Below are 15,742 nucleotides of genomic sequence, written 5' to 3'. Positions count from 1 at the left end.
TTCCATGCAGGTAACACGGCAGCGCCGGATGGACGAGAAGGGGCAGTTCACCCTTCTCGGCAGGCGCGTCGGCCGCCGGACCACCCTGGTCACGGCGTGCGTCGCCGTCGCCCTCGGTGTCACGGGCACCGCCGTCGCGTCGACCGTGCAGTTCGGCACCCAGCACGTCGGCCAGGTCACCCCCAAGGGCCAGGTCGTCGCCGACGACCAGTACATCAACCCCTACGGCAGCCGTACCGTCATCAACGACGGCAAGATCATGTCGTCCACGGTCAGCCCGGACGGCACCACCCTGGCCGCCTCGATCGCCGACGGCGACGCGGCGCTGGTCCTGGTGGACCTCAAGACCGGCGCGGTGAAGCAGAAGATCGGCAGCAAGACCGCCGACGACCTGATCATCAAGAGCGCGTCCGTCGGCCAGGAGGGCCCGACGTACTCGCCCGACGGCAAGCAGCTCTGGCTCGGCCAGAGCGACGGCTGGACCAAGTTCACCGTGAACGCGGACGGCTCCCTGTCCAACCCCGTGGCCGTCACCATCCCGGTCGACGGCACCAAGCACGCGCTCGTGGGCGCGGCCGTGTTCTCCGCCGACGGCTCCACCGTGTACGGCGCGGTCAACGGCCAGAACAAGGTCGTCGCCATCGACGCGGCCACCGGCACCGTCGAGCGGACCTGGGCCGTCGGCATCGCCCCGCGCGGCCTCGCCCTGGTCGGCGGCAAGCTCTACGTCGGCAACGAGGGCGGCCGGCCGGCCAAGCCGGGCGAGACCACGATGAACTCCTACGGCACCGACGTGCCGGCCAACGGCGACACCGGCGCCTCCACCACCGGCACGGTCAGCGTGATCGACGTGGCCGACGCCTCCGCCGCCGTCGGCACCATCGAGGTCGGCCTGCACCCGACCGCCCTCTACGCCAAGAACGGCGCGCTGTTCGTCACCAACACCGCGGACAACAGCGTGTCGGTCATCAGCACCGCCCGCGACAAGGTCGTGCAGACCATCGCCACCCAGCCGTGGCCCGAGGCGTCGGTCGGCTACGACCCCAACGCCGTCACCCTCACCGACGACGGCCGCCTGCTGGTGACGCTCGGCCGCGCCAACGCGGTCGCCGTCTACCGCTACACCGCCCCGCAGGCGCCGGTCTCGTACGTCGGCCTGCTCCCCACGGACTACTACCCCTCGCAGATCACCACCATCGGCAAGAAGGTGGTCGTCTCCAACACCCGCGGCATCGACGCCCTGCGCCCCACCACGGCGGCCGGCCACGGCACCCACGACACCACGTCGAGCCTCACGCAGTTCACCCTGCCCGGCGACAAGGTCGTCCGCTCGTACACCGGCAAGGTCTTCCTGATGAACGGGTGGACCCGAGGCTCGGTGAAGGAGGCCCGCGGCCCCAAGGCCGGGCCCGTGGCCGTTCCGGCGCGCATCGGCGACCCCTCGACGATCAAGCACGTCTTCCTGCTGGTCAAGGAGAACCGGACCTACGACCAGGTCTACGGCGACATGCCGCAGGGCAACGGCGACCCGTCACTGACCCAGTTCGGCGAGAACGTGACGCCGAACCAGCACGCCCTGGCCCAGCAGTTCGGGCTGTACGACAACTTCTACGACGCGCCCACGAACTCCGCCGAGGGCCACAACTGGCTCATGCAGTCGGACAACCCGGAGTACACCGAGTCGTCGGCCGGCGAGTACACCCGCAGCTACGACACCGAGGACGACGTCCTCGGCCACCAGAAGACCGGCTTCATCTGGAGCGGCGCCCAGGCGGCGGGCAAGACCGTCAAGGACTACGGCGAGTTCCAGTCACTGGAGACCAAGCCGGCCGGCGCGACCTGGCAGAACCTGTACTGCGACGCCAAGACCATGGACGCGACCGGCGCGCCGACCCAGTACCCGATCCGGACCGGTTCCGCGATCCCCTCGCTGAACAAGGTGTCGGTGCCCGGGTTCCCGCTGTTCGACCTCAGCGTCCCGGACGTCTACAAGTACCAGATCTGGAAGCAGGACTTCGAGAAGAACGGTCCGGCGAACCTGAACATGTTCTGGTTCTCCAACGACCACACCGGCGGCCCGGCGAGCCCGGCCGCCCAGGTCGCCGACAACGACCTCGCGGTCGGAAAGACGGTCGACGAGATCACGCACAGCAAGTACTGGAAGGATTCGGCGATCTTCATCGTCGAGGACGACTCCCAGGCCGGCCTGGACCACGTCGACGGCCACCGCGCGCCGGTCCAGATCATCAGCCCCTACGCGCGGCACGGCGTGGTCGACAGCCACTACTACTCGCAGATCACGATGATGCGCACCATCGAGCAGATCCTCGGCGTCCAGCCGATGAACCAGATGGACAGCGCGGCCACGCCGATGTTCTCGGCGTTCACCGACCACCCCGACTACACGCCGTTCACCGCGGTGCCCAACAAGACCTCGCTGACCCTGGGCCTGAGCACCCAGCCGTCCTGCGGGTCCGACACCCCCGCCCCGCAGGACCCGAACGCGGCGCCCGCGCCGACCTCGGTGACGGTGCCGGCGGCCGAGAAGAGCGTCGCGGCGCAGTGGAAGACCTGGCAGTCGCACCAGCGGCTGACCGGCCCGGGCGCCGTGCCGGACTACGCCAACCCCGAGCAGATGAACCGCTACACCTGGTACCAGACGCACAACTGGACCCAGCCGTACCCCGGCGACAGCAGGATCTTCGCGCCGAACGACGTGCCGGGCGCCTACCTCCCGTCCTCGGACAACGACTGACGAACGACTGAGGCACGACTGAGGCAGCACAGGACCGGCCAGGCCGCGTCCAGGGGCCCCCGGCCGGCGGTGACGCCGGCGGGGGCCCTCCCCTTGCGGTGGACGCGGCCCGCGCGATCTGCCCGATCCTGCCCGTCCCGGCCCGGCGCGTCCTCGCGCCCGGCGTGCCGTCAGCAGGCGCCGTCGTCGGTCCAGACGTCCTGGGCGTTGGCGCCGGGGACGTCGCCCTGCGTCCACCACCTGGCCGTCCAGCGGTGCCCTTCGTAGGTGACGGTGGCGCCGCCGGTGTAGGTGGTGGAGGCGTGCCACGCGGCGAGCGCGGCGCAGGCACCGCCCGTACCGCCGCTCGTACCGCCGCCCGTGCCCGTACCACCGGAGCCCCCGCCCGTACCGCTGCCCGTGCCGCCGCCGGAGCCGCCGTTCACCTGGTCGACCGCCTGCTGGGCCGCCGCCATGTGCGTCCGGTAGGCGCCGCTGAGGTACGTGGTCCACGGCGTCCAGTCGGTGCCGCTCGACGAGATGCGGTACGCGGCCCGCGCGGCGCTGTCCGGGTCGAACGCCTGCGCGTCGGAGACCTCCGCGTGCCAGTAGGAGTTGATCTGCCACAGGCCGCGGTCCCGGCTGCAGTCGGGGTCGACCAGCACGGCCCGCGTCCACCCGCTGCTCTCGGCGAGCGCGACGGCGACGGAGACCACCAGCCCGTCGCCGGTGAAGCCGTGGGCCGCGGCCGTCCGCGCGATCTGCAGCGCGGTCTCGTGGGTCCCCGCCAGCGTGCTGGTGACGGTGCAGGTAGCGTTCGGGGCGGCCCGGTGCGCGTCCGGCCCGGAGGGGATCGTCCCCGCGTGCGCGGCGGGTACGGCGGCCACCGCGAGCGCGAGGGCCGCGGGCAGCGCCGCCCACCAGGTGCGGACGGGCCTCAGCGGGGAAGCGTGCATCAGTCCTCCGTGACGAGTGGGCGGCGGGGGAGGCGCCGGAGGGCGTGCGGGTCCGGCCGTACGTGCCGCGGGCGGTCGACCGCCCGCGGGCGCACGGCTGTCTGCGTCGTTGGACATCGTTGGACCGGCCCCGGACGGCTTCAAGGCGCCCCGCGGGACGCCGCCCCCGGCCCCACCCGGACGGCCCCGCTCAGGAGCACTCCACCCGGCCGTCCGGCTCCCCGGCGCGCCGGTCCGCGCGCGCCACGCCGGGCACGGCGGACTCCGGCGGGACGGGCGTCGGCGTCGTGGGGGCGGGCTTCGGCGTCGCGGCCGTCGCCAGGACCGAGCCCGCCAGGATCAGCAGGAACGCGGCCACGACGCCCGCGGTCAGCCGCTCGTCCAGGAACAGCGCGCCCGCCGTGACCGCCACCGCCGGGTTGACGTACGTGATCACGGTGGACCTGGTCGGCCCGGCCTCCTTGATCAGTTCGAGGAAGGCCACGAACGCGACGGCCGTGCAGACCGCGCCGAGCCCGGCGAGAGCGGCCAGTACGTCGGCCGCGGGCATCCGCTCCGGCCAGGTCGCCGCCGCCGGGGGCGCGTAGACCAGTGCCGCCAGCGTCAGGCAGGGGACGATGAGCTGCAGCGTCGGGACGTCCTTCAGGCGGCGGGCGGCGATCAGGGGAGCGGTCGCGTACCCCACGACGGTCAGCAGCACCTCGGCGAGCGAGCGCGAGTCGCCGCCGGTCAGGTGCGGGACGGTGAGGACCGCCACGCCCACCAGGCCCAGGGCGAGACCGGCCAGGCGGCGCGCCCCCAGCCGCTCGGTGTCGCCGGAGAAACGGGCCAGGGCGACCCCGACGATGGGGACGCCCGCGATCAGCAGTCCCGCCGTGGAGCTGGACAGGCGCCGCTCGGCGTCGGTGAGGGTGAACCAGGGGCCCAGGATCTCCAGGCACGCGAAGGCCAGCATCGGGCGCCAGTGCGTCCGCACGGTCCGGGCCAGTCCGCCCTGGCGGACGGCGAAGGGCAGCAGCAGCGCCGCGCCCAGCGCGCAGCGGGTGAACACGACCATGGACGGGGACACGGCGTCCACCGCCACCTTGATCATCAGGTAGGGGATGCCCCAGACCACTCCCATCAGGGAGAACAGGAACCAGCCGCGAGCAGTCATACGGCGAGTCTCGGCCCCGTCACCGGGCCGCGTCTTGAACGCTGTTGCGGTACGCCGCCGGGGTCACCCCGAGCACCCGGCGGAACCAGCGGGTGAGGTGGGCCTGGTCGGCGAAGCCCACGAGCGCCGCGACCTCGGCGGGCCGCCGGCCGGCCTCCAGCAGCCCGCGGGCCCGGGCGACCCGGTACTGGGCGAGCCAGGCGTACGGTGGCATGCCCATCGTGGTGCGGAAGGCGCGCAGGAGCTGGTACCGGGACAGGCCGAGACCGTCGGCGAGGTCGGCGAGGGAGGGCGGGGCGGTCAGCTCGTCGGCGAGGCGGTCGCGGACGACGAGCGCGATGCCGCCCGCGCCGGGCACGGCGTCGCCCGCCGGGCGGGCCGTGGAGTGGCGGCGGGCCAGCGCGGTGAGCAGCCAGGGCAGCCGGGACTCCGCCTCCAGCGGATCCGGGCAGGCGCTGAGCCCGGTGTGCGCCGCGCGCAGGGCCGCGGCCAGCTCCGGGTCGTCGAGCAGCGGCTCGCGGAAGTGCGGCACGCCGCCCGCGACACCGTCGGTGAGCAGGCCGGGCGCCGCGTACAGGGCGCGGTAGGCGTAGCCGTCCGAGGCGTCGGGGCCGCCGGTGTGCGTCTCGCCGGGGGCCAGGACCACGATGGAGCCCGGCCCGGTCCGTATCCGGCCGCCCCGGTAGTCGATGGCCTCGCTGCCGCCGACGCACACGCCGATCGTGAACTCCTCGTGGGCGTGCGGGGCGTAGACGTGGCGGTCGAAACGGGCGGTCAGCAGGTCCAGCGGCGGCCCGCACCGGCCCAGCCGCGCCCTGGTCCACAGCGCCTCTTCCCGCCTGCCCACCCCGTGACCCCTTCCGTTCCCCGCGACCGCCGGGCTTCCCACCGGTGACGATACGGCGGATCGGCCGAAGGCGGTCCGGGTCCGGGCGCGGGTACGGCTGCGGGCGCGCGCCCGGCGCCGGTCAGCGCTGGAAGAGGCCGACGAGCGTGCCGGAGGCGAGCCGCAGGTGGTCCACGGCGCGGTGCACGTCGTCGGCGCCGGCGCCGCCCGGCAGCTCGACCGGTGCGGGCAGGGCGTACAGGCGGAAGAAGTAGCGGTGGGCCTCGTCGCCGACCGGCGGCTGCGGGCCGCCCCAGCGGGCCTGGCCGAAGCCGTTCGCGTGCTCGGTGCCGCCGCGCGGTACCTGCCCGGGCGCCACACCGCCGTCGACCGGGTCGATACCGGTCACCAGCCAGTGCACGAACGTGCCGGCGGGCGCGTCCGGGTCCTCGCACAGCAGCAGCAGTTCCGCCGTGCCGTCGGGCACACCCGTCCAGGTCAGGGGCGGGGACAGGTTCTCCCCGGTGCGCGCGTACCGTTCCGGGATCAGCGTGTGGTCGCTGAACGCCGCACTGCTCAGTCCGATACCAGCCATGCCCTCACCGCTACCCCCGTCGCGCCGCCCCATCACCGGTCGCGCCCGGGTGTGCGCCGACCGGCCCACACCCGCCGGCTCCGCGGCGCACCACCCGCCGGGGCGGTTAATCCGTTGCCCGCGGACGGTCACGCCGGTGAAGATCGCGGAATGGCTCCGACCCCGACGCCCCCCGCGGCACCGACCCCCGGACCCGCGCCCGCCTCCGCGCCCGGACCCGGTTCCGGACCCGCGTCCGCATCCGCGCTCGCATCCGCGCCCGGACCCGCGCCCGCGCCTGCCGCCGACGGGCGGGCCGGGATCGACGCCGGACTGGTCGAGCGGCTGATCGCGGCGCAGTTCCCGCGGTGGGCCGGTCTGCCGGTGCGGCCGGTGGAGATCGACGGCTGGGACAACCGGACCTACCGGCTCGGCGACCGCATGACCGTACGACTGCCCACCGCTGCCGGGTACGTCCCCGCCGTCGCCAAGGAGAACCACTGGCTGCCCCGGCTGGCGCCCTCGCTGCCGGTGGCCGTGCCGCCGATCCTGGCCATGGGCGCCCCAGGCGAGGGCTACCCGTACCCGTGGTCCGTCCGCGGCTGGCTGGACGGCGAGCGGGCGGACCGGGCACACGTCGAGGACCCGACCCGATTCGCCACCGACGTGGCCGGGTTCGTCCTCGCCCTCCAGCGCTGCGACACCACCGGCGCCCCGGCGGCCGGTGAGCACAGCTGGTACCGGGGGGCCTCGCCCGCCCATTACGACGAGGAGACCCGCCGCTGCCTGGCCCTGCTGCGCGGCCGTATCGACACTGCGGCCGCCACCGCCGTCTGGGACGCCGCCCTGGCCGCCGCATGGCAGGGCACCCCGGTCTGGTTCCACGGCGACATCGCCCCCGGCAACCTGCTGGTCGCCGGCGGCGCGCTGTCGGCCGTCATCGACTTCGGCACCTCCGGTGTCGGCGACCCGGCCTGCGACCTGGTGATCGCCTGGACGACGTTCTCCGGCGCCGCCCGCGAGGCCTTCCGCCGTACGGCCGGCCAGGACGACGCCACCTGGGCGCGGGCGCGCGGCTGGGCGCTGTGGAAGGCGATGCTCGTCATGACCGAGTGCCTGGACACCGACCGGGCCCGGGCCGACGCCGAACGACGGGTGATCGAGGAGGTCCTGGCCGACCACGAACGCTTCCGCGGATGAGCGGCGGCGACGGCACCCCGGTCCTCCTCGGCGCCGCGGAACTCGGCTCGGACCCGGAGCTGAGGGCGGGCCTGGCCGCGGCGGCCCACCGGATCCTGGCGGACCTGGTCGGCGCGGGAGCGGCGCTGGGCCGGCTCGAACCGCCCGCGCCGCGGGAGGTGACGGCGCTGCTCGACCGCGTCCTGTCCGCGGCGGCGGCCGGGGACGCGGCCCTGCGCGCCGCCTACCTCGGTGACCGGCTCGCCGGCCTGGGCTACTGGCTGCGTTACGCGCGGCCGACCCACCGCCCCCACGCCGACCTGGAGAAGCTCGCGGTGGACGGCGCCGCCCATGGCCGCGGCGTGGGCCGCGCGCTGGCCGCCGCCTTGATCGGCGATGCCAGGGAGGCGGGCATCGAGGTCCTCACCCTGGACGCCCGCGGCGACAACACCCGTGCCCTGGGCATCTACCGCTCCCTGGGCTTCACCGAGTACGGCCGGCTGCCCGCCTTCGTCGCCGTCGGCGGACGCCGCTACGACAAGGTCCTGTGCATGCTGGACCTCCGCCCGGCACGCCCGGCCTGACCGCGCGCCCCCGGCCCCGCCCCGTACCGCCTACCGCAGGTGCACCAGGACCCGCCCGGAGTTGCCCGCGTTGGTCTCCACGCGGACGTACAGCTTCCTGATGTGCTTCTGCCCCAGGAAGGCCAGCACCCGCTGCTTCAACCGCCCCGACCCCTTGCCGGGGATGATCTGCACGACGTCCACCCCCGTGGCGGCGGCCTTGAACAGCGTCTCCCGCAGGGCGAGTTCGATGTCGCGGTTGTTGCGGAAGATCGGGTGCAGATCAAGCGTGATCAAGGTGTCCGCCTCCCGTTGTTCCCGCCCCGCCCCGGCGGGCCGCTGCCGTCCGTTCGCCCGGCAGCCTACGTCCCCACCCCGTCTCGGGTACACCACCGCCCCCGCCGTCATCCACGCACGGGCGGCGGCTGCCAACGCCCGGACCCGAGGCTCTCCAGCAGATCCCGGCTGACCACCGTGAAGTGGTGGTCGCTCCCCAAACCGCGCTCACGCGCGGCCACCACGCCGGTCATCAGGGCGACCGCCGCGTCCACGTCCCCGAGCGCGGCCCGCGTCTGGGCGTGGAGCTGCCGCGCCGCGAGCACGGCGGGGGAGCCGGGCCCCAGCACCCGCTGGTAGTCCTCGACGACCCGGCCGATCTCGTCGTCGGCCGCCCGGAACCGGCCCAGCACGAACCGGGCCCGTGCGAGGTTGTGGCGCGCGCTCAGCGTCACGGCGTGGTCGGGGCCCAGGTGCCGGGCGCACGCCCGCGGCAGCGACAGGAGGGCGCTCTCGTCGGCACCGTCCGCCTCGCCCACCCGGTCGCCGGCCTCGGCGGCGAGCTCGTCGGCGGTCAGCAGTGCCAGCAGGCTGGCGCGCGAGCGCAGGGTGGCCGGGTGCCACGGTCCGAGCGCCGCTTGCCGCCCCGCGACGACCGAGCGCAGGAGCGCGACCGCCTCCTCGCGCTTGCCGTTGTTGCCGAGCACGAGCTGCAGGCCGTGGCCGGTGTCCAGGGTGTCGGGATCGTCCGCGCCGAGCAGCCGGGTCTGCGTGGCACGGACGCGGCGCAGCAGCTCCTCGGCCTCGTCGTACCGTCCCAGCCGGAAGAGCGAGCGGCCGCACCTGGAGCGCGCGGCGAGCACGAGCCTGTGCTCCTCGCCGAGCGTCCGCGCGGCCGTGCCCGCCGCCGTGCCCGCGGTCTCCCAGGCGGACATGTAGTCACCGGTACGGTGCAGGGCGACGGCCAGCCGCGTGGCGACGCCCAGGGCCCGCGCCGTGCCCGACGGGGCGGTGATCCTGCGCAGCAGGGCGAGGGCGTGCGGCGCGAGCAGCCGCAGCCGCGGGTCGTACGGGCCCGGCCGCGGGTCCGCCGGCACGGCCGCGTCGAGCAGGCCGACGGCGGTGGTGTTGAGGATGTCGACGTCTCGCGGAGGTGTGGCCGCCGCGACGCTGTCGAGGAGCACCCCGTGGCTGTGCGCGCAGCGCAGACCGTCGAGGTCCACGAGCTGCGTCAGCGAGTGGTCGAGCAGAGCGGTCAGTGCCGTCTCCGTACGCGCCGGAGGCAGGACCGCGCGGATCTCCGGACGGTTCAGCACGGACAGCGGCAGCGGTTCTGGGGCCATCCGGGCCAGCAGCCGTAACAGCCCGACCGCCTCCGGCAGTCCGCGCTCCTCGAACGCGTCGAGGGTCAACTGCCAGGTGCGGCCGACCAGGTGCCGCGGGTCCTCGTCGCTCAAGACGTCCGCTCCTCGGTCTATGAGCCCGACGGGTTCGCCCTCGTCGAGCCGGCGTCCGTACAGATCCATTGTCCAGGGGTCGATCACCTGGCCGGCGAGGAAACCGCCCGCGAGGGTGAGGGCCAGCGGCAGCCGGCCGAGCCGGTCCGCGATGTCGGCCGCCTGCGCCAGGGTGCCGCTGTGCGGGGCGAGGTCGCACAGGACGCGGGCGGCGTCCTCGCGCGGCAGTACGCCGATGTGCTGCAGTTCCGCGCCGGGCCACCAGCGGGCGGCGGCGCGGCGGGTGGTGACGAGGACGGTACCGCGCGGGCTGGCACGCAGCCAGCTTCCGTCCCGCAGGATGGCGGGGTCGTCGGCGTTGTCGAGCACCAGCAGCCAGGGCTCGGCGGAGCGGTTCAGGTAGTCCCACACCAGGTCGGCCGCGGGCCGGTGCCCTTGGCGGGCGCCCAGCAGCTCTTCGTCGCGGGCGCCGCGCTCGGCCGCGGCGGCCAGCATGCCGGCCCGCAGCCCGGCCCGGTCGGCGGCGTTGACCCACAGTCCCACCCGGCCGTACTCGTGGGTGGCGGTCTCGAAGACCGCCTGGGCGACCGCGGTCTTGCCGCAGCCGCCCATGCCGTGCAGGACGTGGACCTCGGCGGACCTGCCGGACGCGAGCCCCGCCCGCAGCCGTTCCAGCACCTCGCTCCGGTCGCGCAGGACCAGCGGGGTGCGGCCGACCGCCGGACGGCGCACCGAGTCCGGAGCGCGGCCGGGGTCGGGACCGCGGCCGGAACCCGGGCCCGGGCCGCGGCCCGGAGCGGGAGCGCCGGCCGGGTAGTGGTGGTGGTGCTCGGTGATGTGCTGATCACCGGTCGCCTGGTACACGCGGCCGTCGTCCTCGGCGCGGCCTTCCATGGCTCCGGTCATCGCTCGGAATCGGGTGCCGCGGAAGGTGCGGCGTCGGGTTCGGCGAGGTGCTGGTCGCGGCCCGCCTGATAGATCCGGGCGCGGCCCGAGGCGACGGCGCGCTGCGTGATCCGGGGCGCGGGCTCCGGTGCGGGCGCGATCTCGTCGAGCAGGGCGCGCAACTCGGCGGCGTCCGGCCGGGCGGCAAGCAGCCGGCGGAGCCTGGCCTGCCATTCCACGCGCAGGCCGTCCAACGCCTCCTGGTCGTCGGCCGCCAGGGCGGTCAGGGCCTCCGTCCGGCCCTCTTCCAGGTCGGCGGCGACCATGGCGGCCCGGTGCGGTTGAAGGCGTCGCCACAGCCGGAGGGTTCCCTCACGGGCCGCCTGCCAGGCGTCGGTCGAGGTGACCAACGCCGCTCCGGCGCTTTGGGTGAGTGAGGTGAACTCGGGATCCACGGGTCCCCCGACATCGGACATTGGTAATACGATCAGAATAATCGCCGCCTCGGGTGGAAGAGGCGGTTTTCGAGGATACCGATCAAGTGCGCCGGCCGGCTATGACCGCGAGTGGGGCCCGGCAGGGCAAGAATGACTCTTTCGCAAATTCGTTTGGCATATGTGGACTGGCTGGTTCGCTTCGAACATCGCGCGCGTCGCACGCGAGGCGGTCCGGAATGGCATACTCCGGGCTAGAGTTGATCCGTTGCCGGTTACGGGGCCGGTCACGGGCGGGGTCATGGGTGAGGGAGGCGGTTGTGGCGAGGCCGTGGGAAGCGGATCCGGAGACGGCGTTCCGGAGGCGGATCGGAAAATCACCGCAGGAATTGGGCATCACGTCCGACGGTCCGGACTGCCCCGACATGTGGGAACTGGAGAACGGGGACGTCGCCGTCATCGGCCGGGATCTTTCGAGTTCACTGGGCGCGCGACTGCCCGCCGGTGTTTCCCTCGGTGCCGACGAGCGGCTCGTCGTGATTCCGCGCAGCATGCTCATCGCGGCGAAGCCGGACATCCCCGGTGTTTGACTCGTTCCCCGAGGGAGTCCCGACCCGGCTCGACCGACCGAGCTATCACGAGGAGTACTACCGCACCTTCCGGGGCGGAATCCGGCACATGAACAAGCTGGAGCGCGGTCAGCATTTCCAGGAACGCGGGTTCGCGAGCTGGGAGGCCTTCGCGGCCGGGCAATGGGACAAGGCGCTCTCCCTCGTCGAGGAGAGGCGCGACGCCTATGTCCAGCAGGTGGAGGAGGCCGAGAACCTCGGTGTCCTGCAAAGGCGGCTGCGAGTGGTGGAATTCCCCGTCACACCGTATGTGCAGTGGGAATTGCACGTCCTGCGGCTGCGGGTGGAAGTGGGCGACCGTATCCGCGTCCTGGACGCCCGCGCGATCGCGGACATCGAGAAGGACCGCCCCGTCCCCGAGGTCGTGATCCTCGGCGACGTGGTGATGTTCGAGGTGCGGTACGACGCCGAGGGCAACGCGGACGGCGCCAACCGCTTCACCGACCCGGCCCTGATCGCCGAGACGTCCGCCGGCTTCAACACCCTCTACCGGCAGGCCGAGGAGTACGGCGCCTTCTTCGACCGCGAGATCGCCCCGCTGCCCGCGCCGGCGGTCACCCTCTGAGGGCTGTTCCCGCACAGCCTCGCGCCGGAACCGGTCGCCCCCGGCGGCCCGGCGACGCAGGTCATCGACCCGTACGGCGGCGTCCTGCGGTTCGCGCGGCCCGCGCGGGCCCGGTAGTCCGCGGGCGGGCCGTTCCGGGCCGGTCGCATCTAGACTCTCGTCGCAGGCGGCCGTGATGGGGAGCGGTCGCAGACGACGGCAGCGAGGTCGAGGGGCACGTGCACAGCGACGGTCACGGACATGGGCGCGGACGCGGCCGCGCGAACGGGACCGGGGCGGCGGGAGCCGGAGCGGCCGGAACCCGGGCGGTCGGGGCGGCCGGAGCCGGGGGGCCGGACGCCGCCGTCTCGGCGGGCCGGCGCAGGCGCGGGGCGTCCATGGCGGACGTGGCCCAGCTCGCCGGGGTGTCCGCGCAGACGGTCTCGCGGGTCTCCAACGGTTTCCCCGGAGTGGTCGAGTCCACCCGGCAGCAGGTGCTCGCCGCGATGAAGGAGCTGGGCTACCGGCCCAACAGCGCGGCCCGCGCCCTGAAGAGCGGGGAGTTCCGCACCCTGGGCGTCATCCTGTTCAACCTCTCCAGCACGGGAAACGTCCGCACGCTGGAGGCCATCGCGCTCTCCGCGGCTCAGGAGGGGTACGCCACCACGCTCCTGCCGGTGGCCGTGCCCACGCGGGACAGCGTCCGCGGCGCCTTCACCCGGATGGGAGAGCTGGCCGTGGACGGCGTGGTGATCCTCATGGAGATCCACCTGCTCGACTCGGCCACGGTGACGCTGCCGCCGGCCGCCCACGTCGTCGTGGCGGACTCCAACGCCGGCGACCGCTACAGCGTGGTGGACACCGACCAGGCGGGCGGCACGCGGTCCGCCGTACAGCACCTGCTGGACCTCGGGCACGAGACCGTGTGGCACGTCGCCGGGCCGGAGGAGTCCTTCGCCGCCGAGCGCCGGGCGCAGGCGTGGCGCTCGTGCCTGGCGGAGGCGGGCCGTACGGCGCCCGAGCCGCTGCGCGGCGACTGGTCGGCGGAGTCCGGCTACCGGGCCGGGCTGCGCATCGCCGCGAACCGCGCGTGCACGGCGGTCTTCGCCGCGAACGACCAGATGGCGCTCGGCGTGCTGCGCGCCCTGCACGAGGCCGGCCGCCGGGTGCCCGAGGAGGTCAGCGTCGTGGGCTTCGACGACCTGCCCGAGGCCGCGTCCTTCCTGCCGCCCCTGACCACCGTCCACCAGGACTTCGCCGAGGTCGGCAGGCGGTGCGTGGACAGCGTGCTGCGGCAGATCCGCAACGACGCGACCGAGGTCGGCACCGCGCTCGTGCCGACCCGGCTGGTCGTCCGCTCCAGCACCGCCCCGCCGCCGTCGCCGCCGCCGTCGGTGTAGGGCCCGGCCCGGACGGCCCCCGGCCCGCCCCGGTCCGTCACTCCTCCACGGGCCCCAGGTCCGGCGTGTCCCGCAGGTCGACGGTGGTCCCGGCGGTGGCGTGGAGCTCGAACACCACGATCTCGTTGCGGCCCGGCCGCAGCACCGGCCCCGGCACGTACAGGCGCCGCTGCGGGCCGCGCGACCAGTAGCGGCCCAGCGCGAAGCCGTTGATCCAGGCGTTGCCCTTGGTCCAGCCGGACAGGTCGAGGTAGGTGTCCGCGGGCTCGTCCACCGTGAACTCGCCCCGGTGGAAGGCGGGTCCGACCGGCAGCGGGGCGCCGGCCCGCGGGGTCCGGAAGGCCAGGCCGCCGAGGTCGTCCAGCGGGAGCGGGCGGCTCGTCCAGCCGGCCTGCTCGACCCCGCCCACGGTGACCGCGCCGACCAGGCCCTTGCGATCGTGGATGGCCCGGCCGTAGTTGACCCGGCCCTGGTTCTCCACCAGTACGGTCAGCCGCGCCCCGGCCCGCGGCACGGTGAAGGACAGCGCCCGGTCGTGGTTCTCGCGCTCCAGCACGCCCACCGGCTGCCCGTCCACGAAGACCTGCGCGCGGTCCCGGACCCCGCCCGGCTCGACGCTCAGGACGGTGGGCCCGGCGGTCGCGAGCACGGTCTCGTACAGCACGAAGCCGAAGTCCTGGCCGAGTTCCTCCATGGTCAGCGGCCGCTCGCCCGCCACGGCCGGGGGGCCGCCGAGCCGGTCGAGGCAGTCCGCCAGCGGCGCGACCGCGGTCAGGGGGACGCCGAGGAGGCCGAGCTTCCTGGACGGTTCGGGCACCGGCCCGTCGGGCACGGGCGCGTACTTGGCGATGACCTCGCGGAAGGCGGTGAACTTCGGGGTCGGGTCGCCGGCCTCGTCGAGCGGGGAGTCGTAGTCGTACGAGGTGACGGTGGGGCGGTAGGTGTGCTTGTCGTTGGCGCCGTTGGTGAAACCGAAGTTGGTGCCGCCGTGCAGCATGTAGAGGTTGACGCTCGCGCCCGCCGCCAGCACGGCGTCGAGTTCGGCGGCGGCGTCGGCCGCGTCCCGCACCACATGGACGCCGCCCCAGCGGTCGAACCAGCCGTTCCAGAACTCCGCGCACATCAGCGGCCCGGTCGGCTGGTGCGCGCGCAGCGCCCGCAGGTTCTCGGCCGCGCGGCTGCCGAAGTTGACGGTGCTCAGCACGCCCGGGAGGCTGCCGCGGGCCAGGTCGGCGGGCTGGTCGCAGGTGAACAGGGGTACGTCCACGCCGTGCGCCCGCAAGGCGCCCGCCAGGTGCTGCAGGTGCTCCAACCTCTCCGAGCGCTCCAGGTGGCCGGTGTCCTCGCCGTCCGCCTCGTACGCCCCGTACTCGTTCTCCACCTGCACGGCCAGCACCGGACCGCCCCGCGTCCCCAGGTACGGCACGACGCGCGGCAGCAGCGCCCCGAAGTACGCGTCCACCGCCGCGTGGTACCGCTCGTCGCTCGTCCGCAGCCGCATCCCCGGGTCGATGCCCAGCAGCCAGGACGGCAGGCCGCCGCCCTCCCACTCGGCGCAGATGTACGGGCCCGGGCGCAGCAGGACGTGCAGCCCCTCGGCCGCCGCGAGATCGAGGAAGCGCGGCAGGTCCAGCCCGCCGTCCATCCGGAACTCCCCGGGCCGCGGCTCGTGCAGGTTCCACGGGACGTAGGTGTCAACGGTGTTGAGGCCGAGCAGCCGGGCCTTGCGCAACCGGTCCCGCCAGTGGTCCGGGTGCACGCGGAAGTAGTGCAGTCCGCCGGACAGGATCCGCAGCGGCTCCCCGTCGAGTGTGAACTCGTCCCCCTCGATCCGCAGAACGGGCATGGCTCCTGAACCTCCTCGGTGGCCGGGGACGAGGCGTACGGCCCGCGGTCGGGGCTCGCCCGAGCGGCCGTGCGCCGGCTCGGACCCGCGCAAGATCGATGTTTACGTAATCATTCTCGGCGCGCGGAGGGAGGTGTCAAGTGGGGTGGGCCGGGGTCGGGCGGGGGGTGAATGTCCGCCGCACATGAGGCGGACATGGGAAGGGTGCGGCGCGGCGGTTCGTGCCGCCGCGCCGCACCCGTGCCGCGGACCCGCCCGAGGGGCGTCGGTCCGCCGCGAGGCT

General features: G+C 74.2%; 14 protein-coding genes. 6 read left to right on the top strand and 8 right to left on the bottom strand.

Annotated elements, in window-relative coordinates; all coding sequences use genetic code 11:
- The first annotated feature begins 4 nt into the window (after positions 1-4).
- On the top strand, positions 5-2,755 hold the full coding sequence (locus K7G61_RS30150) for an alkaline phosphatase family protein (RefSeq protein WP_225850222.1): 2,751 nt from the start codon (positions 5-7) through the stop codon (positions 2,753-2,755).
- A gap of 170 nt (positions 2,756-2,925) precedes the next feature.
- Here the strand turns inward: K7G61_RS30150 and K7G61_RS30145 are convergent, their stop codons facing one another.
- From K7G61_RS30145 to K7G61_RS30130, 4 genes are all read right to left on the bottom strand, one after another.
- Complete coding sequence (locus K7G61_RS30145; RefSeq protein ID WP_225850221.1) at positions 2,926-3,690, bottom strand: carbohydrate-binding protein; 765 nt, start codon at positions 3,688-3,690, stop codon at positions 2,926-2,928.
- A gap of 190 nt (positions 3,691-3,880) precedes the next feature.
- The gene (locus tag K7G61_RS30140) at positions 3,881-4,846 is read right to left on the bottom strand and encodes a DMT family transporter (protein ID WP_225850220.1); all 966 of its coding nucleotides are present in this window, start codon (positions 4,844-4,846) and stop codon (positions 3,881-3,883) included.
- Between the two features lie 19 nt (positions 4,847-4,865).
- Complete coding sequence (locus K7G61_RS30135; RefSeq protein ID WP_225850219.1) at positions 4,866-5,693, bottom strand: AraC family transcriptional regulator; 828 nt, start codon at positions 5,691-5,693, stop codon at positions 4,866-4,868.
- Positions 5,694-5,814: 121 nt separating this feature from the next.
- Complete coding sequence (locus K7G61_RS30130) at positions 5,815-6,267, bottom strand: YbhB/YbcL family Raf kinase inhibitor-like protein (protein ID WP_225850218.1); 453 nt, start codon at positions 6,265-6,267, stop codon at positions 5,815-5,817.
- A gap of 150 nt (positions 6,268-6,417) precedes the next feature.
- On the opposite strand from K7G61_RS30130, the gene K7G61_RS30125 reads away from it, so the two are divergent.
- Both K7G61_RS30125 and K7G61_RS30120 read left to right on the top strand, forming a co-directional pair.
- Complete coding sequence (locus K7G61_RS30125) at positions 6,418-7,446, top strand: aminoglycoside phosphotransferase family protein (RefSeq protein ID WP_225850217.1); 1,029 nt, start codon at positions 6,418-6,420, stop codon at positions 7,444-7,446.
- On the top strand, positions 7,443-8,009 hold the full coding sequence (locus tag K7G61_RS30120) for a GNAT family N-acetyltransferase (protein ID WP_225850216.1): 567 nt from the start codon (positions 7,443-7,445) through the stop codon (positions 8,007-8,009). The genes K7G61_RS30125 and K7G61_RS30120 overlap by 4 nt, the downstream gene beginning before the upstream one ends.
- A 30-nt stretch (positions 8,010-8,039) precedes the next feature.
- Here K7G61_RS30120 and K7G61_RS30115 read toward each other — a convergent pair whose 3' ends face one another.
- The 3 genes from K7G61_RS30115 to K7G61_RS30105 all read right to left on the bottom strand — a co-directional run bounded on the left by K7G61_RS30115 (position 8,040) and on the right by K7G61_RS30105 (position 11,082).
- Positions 8,040-8,285: a Smr/MutS family protein gene (locus K7G61_RS30115; protein ID WP_225850215.1), complete on the bottom strand. Its 246-nt coding sequence runs from the start codon at positions 8,283-8,285 to the stop codon at positions 8,040-8,042.
- A 107-nt stretch (positions 8,286-8,392) separates the two neighbouring features.
- Entirely contained in the window at positions 8,393-10,627 is a 2,235-nt protein-coding gene (locus K7G61_RS30110) for a tetratricopeptide repeat protein (protein ID WP_225850214.1), read from the bottom strand.
- Complete coding sequence (locus K7G61_RS30105; RefSeq protein ID WP_225850213.1) at positions 10,624-11,082, bottom strand: hypothetical protein; 459 nt, start codon at positions 11,080-11,082, stop codon at positions 10,624-10,626. Before K7G61_RS30105 ends, K7G61_RS30110 begins: the two co-directional genes overlap by 4 nt.
- Positions 11,083-11,360: 278 nt before the next feature.
- Here K7G61_RS30105 and K7G61_RS30100 point away from each other — a divergent pair, with 278 nt between their 5' ends.
- From K7G61_RS30100 to K7G61_RS30090, 3 genes are all read left to right on the top strand, one after another.
- Positions 11,361-11,630: a hypothetical protein gene (locus tag K7G61_RS30100; RefSeq protein ID WP_225850212.1), complete on the top strand. Its 270-nt coding sequence runs from the start codon at positions 11,361-11,363 to the stop codon at positions 11,628-11,630.
- Positions 11,623-12,234 (top strand): DUF6879 family protein, encoded by a 612-nt coding sequence (locus K7G61_RS30095; protein ID WP_225850211.1) that lies wholly within the window; start codon positions 11,623-11,625, stop codon positions 12,232-12,234. The genes K7G61_RS30100 and K7G61_RS30095 overlap by 8 nt, the downstream gene beginning before the upstream one ends.
- A 377-nt stretch (positions 12,235-12,611) precedes the next feature.
- Entirely contained in the window at positions 12,612-13,613 is a 1,002-nt protein-coding gene (locus tag K7G61_RS30090; RefSeq protein WP_225850210.1) for a LacI family DNA-binding transcriptional regulator, read from the top strand.
- A 37-nt stretch (positions 13,614-13,650) separates the two neighbouring features.
- Here the strand turns inward: K7G61_RS30090 and K7G61_RS30085 are convergent, their stop codons facing one another.
- Positions 13,651-15,459 carry a beta-galactosidase gene (locus tag K7G61_RS30085; protein ID WP_225850209.1) on the bottom strand — a complete coding sequence of 603 codons (1,809 nt, stop codon included), beginning with the start codon at positions 15,457-15,459 and terminating at the stop codon, positions 13,651-13,653.
- Positions 15,460-15,742: the final 283 nt, after the last annotated feature.

It is taken from the genome of Streptomyces sp. HPF1205 (assembly GCF_020400825.1).
Classification (GTDB): domain Bacteria; phylum Actinomycetota; class Actinomycetes; order Streptomycetales; family Streptomycetaceae; genus Actinacidiphila.
This window is presented reverse-complemented; position numbering and strand designations above follow the sequence as displayed.